The 5,114-nt window shown below is 73.9% G+C and carries 6 protein-coding genes; 5 read left to right on the forward strand and 1 reads right to left on the reverse strand.

Features of this window, described 5'->3' with window-relative positions; all coding sequences use genetic code 11:
- From dapB to SD626R_RS03595, 5 genes are all read left to right on the forward strand, one after another.
- A partial coding sequence (gene dapB, locus SD626R_RS03575; RefSeq protein ID WP_092563589.1) for a 4-hydroxy-tetrahydrodipicolinate reductase occupies positions 1-444 on the forward strand: 444 nt, incomplete at its 5' end.
- Between the two features lie 66 nt (positions 445-510).
- Positions 511-1,350, forward strand: coding sequence for a 2,3,4,5-tetrahydropyridine-2,6-dicarboxylate N-succinyltransferase (locus SD626R_RS03580; protein WP_092563592.1), 840 nt, complete (start codon positions 511-513; stop codon positions 1,348-1,350).
- A complete protein-coding gene (lysA, locus tag SD626R_RS03585) occupies positions 1,347-2,717 on the forward strand; it encodes a diaminopimelate decarboxylase (protein ID WP_092563595.1) in 1,371 nt (456 codons plus the stop codon). Before SD626R_RS03580 ends, lysA begins: the two co-directional genes overlap by 4 nt.
- Entirely contained in the window at positions 2,714-3,661 is a 948-nt protein-coding gene (dapF, locus tag SD626R_RS03590; RefSeq protein WP_092563598.1) for a diaminopimelate epimerase, read from the forward strand. Before lysA ends, dapF begins: the two co-directional genes overlap by 4 nt.
- Complete coding sequence (locus SD626R_RS03595) at positions 3,658-4,878, forward strand: M20/M25/M40 family metallo-hydrolase (protein WP_092563601.1); 1,221 nt, start codon at positions 3,658-3,660, stop codon at positions 4,876-4,878. Before dapF ends, SD626R_RS03595 begins: the two co-directional genes overlap by 4 nt.
- On the opposite strand, the gene SD626R_RS03600 is transcribed toward SD626R_RS03595, so the two are convergent.
- Positions 4,875-5,114: NYN domain-containing protein (locus tag SD626R_RS03600; RefSeq protein WP_141651419.1), on the reverse strand; the 240-nt coding region annotated here is incomplete at its 5' end. The two genes, SD626R_RS03595 and SD626R_RS03600, sit on opposite strands and share 4 nt — an antisense overlap.

Below are 5,114 nucleotides of genomic sequence, written 5' to 3' on the forward strand. Positions count from 1 at the left end.
GTGCTCAAGGCGTCGAACTTCGCGCGCGGCGTCGCCGCGCTCCGCCGGGCGGTCCGGGAGGCCGCGGCCGCGCTCCCCGGCTACGACGTCGAGCTGACCGAGACGCACCACAACGGAAAGCGCGACGCCCCCTCGGGCACCGCGAAGTCGATCCTCGACGACGTGGAGGACGTCCGCGAGGACCTCGACGAGCGCGTCCACGGCCGCGAGGGCGACGCGCCGCGCGAGGCCGGCGAGATCGGGGTCCACGCCCGGCGCGCGGGCGACGTGACCGGCGAGCACGAGGTGCTCGTGGCCGGGAACCGCGAGACGCTCGAACTCACGCACCGCGCCGGCGACCGCGGGGTGTTCGCCGAGGGGGCGCTCGACGCCGCCGCCTGGCTCGCCGGCCGCGACCCCGGCTGGTACGGGTTCGACGACGTGCTCGACGCCGGGAGCGACTGACTCGGATAATCAAGAGACATTCGGATATCGACGAATAAATACCGACACTCATCCATACACTACTCAATGACGCTCGAATCCGACGTATCCGACCTGTGGGACCGCTATCAGGAGGGGTTGACCGCCGCCGACGCGACCGACGCGGACGCGGCCGTGATCGACGAGTTCCTCGCCGCGCTGGAGGCCGGCGAGGTCCGCGCCGCCGAGAAGACCGGCGACGACGTGACCACGTGGGCGGCCAACGAGTGGGTCAAGCGGGGCATCCTGCTGAACTTCGGCCTGCGCGAGACCGAACCCCGCGAGTACGGCGGCGTCACCTACTACGACGTGCTCCCGCTGCGCGACACGGACGACCTCGCGGAGCGCGGCACGCGGAACACTCCCGACGGCACCGCCATCCGCCGCGGCGCGTACCTCGGGAGCGACTGCATCATGATGAGCCCCTCGTTCGTCAACATGGGGGCGCACGTCGGCGACGGCACCCTCGTCGACTCCTGTGACACCGTCGGCTCCTGCGCGCAGCTCGGCGAGAACGTCAAGCTCGGCGCCAACACGCTGATCGGCGGCGTCCTCGAACCCGTCGAGGACGCGCCGGTCGTGATCGAGGACGGCGTCTCGCTCGGCGCGGGCTGCCGCGTCACCTCGGGCTTCCGTGTCGGCGAGAACTCGATCGTGGGCGAGAACACCCTCTTGACGCCGCGGATTCCCGTCTACGACCTCGTCGAGGAGGAAGTGATCTACGGGCATCTCCCGGCCGATCGCCGGGCGTTCACCCGGATGGTGGAGTCGTCCGTGGGCGACCACGAGCTGTTCGAGGGCGGCGCGTACAAGCCCGCGGTCGTCGCGACCCACGTCGAGGAGGACACCTTAGAGGCGACGCGGCGGGAGGACGCGCTCCGCGAATGAGCGACTCCGAGGCGGGCGTAACGGACGCGGGAGGAAACGCTCACGTCCGCCGCGTGAGCGACTGGGACGCCGAGCGCCTCGCCGAGATCGCGGCCGAGCACGACACGCCCCTCTACGTGCAGGACCTCGACCGGGTGCGCGAGAACTGCGAGCGCCTGCTCGCGGCGTTCCCCGACGCCGACGTGCGGTACGCCGTTAAGGCCCACACCGGCCGCGCCGTCTTGGAGGCCGTCCGCGACGCCGGCCTCGACGCCGAGTGCGCCTCGGCGGGCGAGGTCGACCGCGCGCTCGCGGCCGGCTTCGGCGGGGAACGCCTCCACTACACCGCGGTCAACCCCCCCGCCCGCGACCTCGACTACGTCGTCGGGGTCGCCGAGGCGGAGCCGGACCTCACGGTCACCGTCGGTGCCGTCGACACCCTCGACCGCCTCGCCGAGCGCGGCTACGACGGTCGGGTCTGCGTCCGGGTGAACCCCGGCGTCGGCGCGGGCCACCACGAGAAGGTCCGGACCGGCGGCGCGGCGAAGTTCGGGATCCCGTACGACCGCGCCGCCGACGCGGCCCGCGCGGCCGCCGAGCGCTTCGACGTGGTCGGGATTCACGCCCACGCCGGCTCCGGAATCGATCCCGACCAGCTCGACAGCCACCGGGAGCTGGTGGCGCGGATGGGCGAGCTGGCGCGAGAGCTCGCGGACCCCGAGCGCGACGCGGCCCCCATCGACCTCGACTACGTCGACGTCGGCGGCGGGTTCGGCGTCCCTTACGAGGAGGACGAGCCACCGCTCGACCTCCCGGCGGTCGCCGCGGCGACCCGCGAGGCCGTCGCGCCGCTGCCCGCGGGCGTCGACCTCGCGATCGAGCCCGGCCGGTACGTCGTCGCCGACGCGGGCGTCCTGCTGACGCGCGTGAATACGGTGAAGCTGACGCCCGACGAGCGCGTCGTCGGCGTCGACGCCGGCATGACGGACCTGCTGCGCCCGGCGATGTACGACGCGTATCACCCGATCCGCAACCTCGGCGGCGGGCGCGGGGCCGACGGGGCCGACTCGCCGGCCCCCGGCGAGCGGGAGGCAACCCCTGTCACGGTCGCCGGACCTATCTGTGAGACCGGCGATACCCTGTGCAAGGACCGAGCGCTCGCCGAGCCGGTTCGGGGGGACCTCCTCGCGGTCGGGGTCGCGGGCGCGTACGGATACGAGATGGCGAGCCAATACAACTCACGACCGCGGCCGGCGGAGGTCGCGCTTGACGACGGAACCGCGACGGTCGCCCGACGCCGGGAGAGCCTCGCAGACGTGACGGCGGCCGAGCGGGCGGCCGACCGGCCGGGGTCACCGGTCGATCCGGGAACGGGAGGCGACCGATGAGCACTCACGCCGTCCCGGTGGAGAAGTACCACGGCACGGGCAACGACTTCCTCGTCGTCGACGCGAGCGCGCAGAGCGTCGGCGACCGCGCGGCGTTCGCGCGCGCTCACTGCGACCGCGAGACGGGCGTCGACGGCGCGGAGTTCGGCGCCGGACCCGAGGGGGACGCCGCGGACCATGACGGGAACGTCGGTCGGCGCGGCGCCGACGGCGTCCTCTTTTTGAGTGTCGAGGAGCGGTTCAACCCGACCCGCGTCGTGATGACGCTCGTCCAGCCCGACGGCTCGACGGCGACAATGTGCGGCAACGGCGCGCGCGTCGTCGCGCTGTGGGCCCACGACCGGACCGGCGACCGCGAGTTCATGATCGACACGCAGGCGGGGACGCGGCGCGCCTCGGTGAACGCGGACGCGACCGCCGCGACCATCGAGATGGGCGAGCCGACGTTCGACCCCCGCCAGGTCCCGGTCGCTCGCGACGACCCCCTGATCGACGAACCGGTCGCGGGGCTGACCGTCACGGCCGTCAACACGGGCGTCCCGCACGCGGTCGCGTTCGTCGGGGGCGGCCGCGACGACCCCGACGGCATCGACGCGGTCGATCTTGAATCTGCCGCCCCGCCGGTCCGGCACGCCGACGTCTTCCCCGAGGGCGCGAACGTGAACCTCGCGGCGGTCGTCGACGACGGGAGCGGCGACGGCCCCGCGGTCCTCGACCAGCGCACCTTCGAGCGCGGCGTCGAGGGGGAGACCCGCTCGTGCGGTACCGGCGCGGTCGCGATCGTCGCGGCCGCCCGTCGGCTCGGGCTGATCGAGGGCGAGTCGGCCGTGAGCCGCCCGCCGGGCGGCGATTTAGAGATCACGGTGCCGGACGCGGGCCACGCGACGCTCACCGGCCCCGTCGCCCACGAGTTCTCCGGCGCGCTGCCGGCAGACCCGCGATGAGTTCGCCGTCGTTCGACCCCGTCTCCTTCCTCGAACGCGCGGTCCGAACCCCCTCCCACGAGTCCGTCGACGAGACCCGCGAGCTGGTCGTCGAGGCACTCGACCGGTCCGGCGTCGAGAGCGCGGTCGTCGCCGGCGGCTGCGTGCTCGCCGAGAAGCGGTCGCCCGCGCCGGACGCGGGGCCGGACCTCGTGTTAAACACCCATCTCGACACGGTGACGCCGCACGTCCCGTTCGAGCGGGCGGAAGCCAGCGGGGACGAGCGAGGCGGAGCGGCGTCGGCGGGCCCTTCCACCGAAGTGATCCGCGGGCGCGGCGCCTGCGACGCGAAGGGGCCGCTCGCGGCGCTCTTGTCCGGATTCCTCGCGGCCGAGCCGGAGCGCGGCCGACTGACGCTCGCGCTCACGCCCGACGAGGAGGCGCTGTCGCTCGGGGCGGCGGCGCTGACGGGGCGGCTCCCCGGGACCGAGGACCGGCTCGACGGCGACCTGTTCCTGGTCGGCGAGCCGACCGGGCTCGACGCCTGTACCGCCGCGAAGGGGCGGTTTCAGGGAACCGTCGAGCTGTCGGGCGTCGCCGCCCACGCCGCGGAGCTCGCGGGCGCGAACGCGGTCGCGGCCGCCGAGGGCGCGCTGGCCGCGGTTCGGACGTTCGACGACGACGCGGACGAACACCCCCAGCTCGGCGCGCCGAAGCTCACGCCGACGGTCATCGAGGGCGGCGGGGCGACGAACCAGGTCCCCGCGGACTGCGCGATCACCGTCGACCGGCGGAGCGTCCCGCCGGAGACGGCCGAGGGGTTCCGGTCGTCGCTCGCGGCCGCGGTACGGGCGCGGGCCCCCGACGACGTCGCCGTCGAGGTCGCGCTGACCGACCGGGAGTCGCCGTTCTTCGAAGCGTTCTCGACCGACCCCGGCCACGAACTTGTCGAAACCGTCGCGAACGCGGCGCGAGCGGCAGCCGACTCGACCGGGCTTCCGGCCCACCGTGGCGGGGCGGCGCGCCCCTTCGGCGCGGCGACGGAGGCGTCGTACTTCGCGCCGGCGCCGACGGTCGTGTTCGGCCCCGGCGACCTCGCCGACGACGCGGGCGCGGTCGCGCACTCGGAGCGCGAGTACGTCCGGATCCGGGAGGTAGAGGCGGCCGCAGAGACGGTCGACCGAACGATCGCGGGGCTGCTGGGCGGACCGAACTCGGCGGGGGCCGACGCCGCCTAAAGCAGGAACGTCTCCTCGTCCTCGGCGAGGTCCACGAACTCGTCGGCGGCCTCGATCAGCTCGTCGGCGGCGGAGTTCCCGAACCCCATCGCCTCGACGCGGACGCCCTCGTGGCGGAGGTGCGAGCAGAGCCGGGCGAAGTCGCCGTCGCCGGTACAGAGGACGACGGTGTCGACGTGGCTCGCGAGCGAGACGGCGTCGAGGCTCATCCCGAGGTCCCAGTCGGCCTTCTTCGA

The organism is Halorubrum sp. SD626R (genome assembly GCF_001261915.1).
Classification (GTDB): Archaea; Halobacteriota; Halobacteria; order Halobacteriales; family Haloferacaceae; genus Halorubrum.

Bases quoted from the DNA above. Each gene is read 5' to 3' on its own strand.
- SD626R_RS03580 (WP_092563592.1), top strand. From the start codon at position 511: ATGACGCTCGAATCCGACGTATCCGACCTGTGGGACCGCTATCAGGAG.
- lysA (WP_092563595.1), top strand. From the start codon at position 1,347: ATGAGCGACTCCGAGGCGGGCGTAACGGACGCGGGAGGAAACGCTCAC.
- dapF (WP_092563598.1), top strand. From the start codon at position 2,714: ATGAGCACTCACGCCGTCCCGGTGGAGAAGTACCACGGCACGGGCAAC.
- SD626R_RS03595 (WP_092563601.1), top strand. From the start codon at position 3,658: ATGAGTTCGCCGTCGTTCGACCCCGTCTCCTTCCTCGAACGCGCGGTC.